The sequence below is a fragment of the Vogesella mureinivorans genome, from assembly GCF_007644035.1.
GTDB classification, from domain to species: Bacteria; Pseudomonadota; Gammaproteobacteria; order Burkholderiales; family Chromobacteriaceae; genus Vogesella; species Vogesella mureinivorans.
Genome location: NZ_VMTV02000384.1, coordinates 1 through 296, shown reverse-complemented (window position 1 = coordinate 296; position 296 = coordinate 1). Strand labels below are relative to the sequence as shown.

Here is a 296-nt window from a genome sequence, read left to right as displayed (position 1 = left end):
TAGGCGAATCCTCGTCGACCCGCGCGCCGCCGCCGGTCGTAGCGCAGCCGGTGAGGCTCAGCGCCAAGACAAGGGCTAGAAGGCAGTGCTCAGGCCGCCGCATCGTCCACCTTCGCAATCTTCAGGGTACGCAGGAACTCAGCCTGACGACGCGTGCGATCCATCACCTGCCCCTTCAACTGGCCGCAGGCGGCATCGATGTCGTCGCCGCGGGTGCGACGCACCATTGTCAGCACTTGGCCGTCGAGCAGGATCTTCTGGAAGGCGCGGATATCTTCCTCGCTGCTGCGCTCGAA

At 65.2% G+C, this 296-nt stretch carries 1 pseudogene; it reads right to left on the bottom strand.

Annotated features, from left to right (window positions below):
• Positions 1-89: 89 nt before the first annotated feature.
• Positions 90-296, bottom strand: a pseudogene (locus FLQ44_RS11120) (hypothetical protein); the annotation flags it as partial.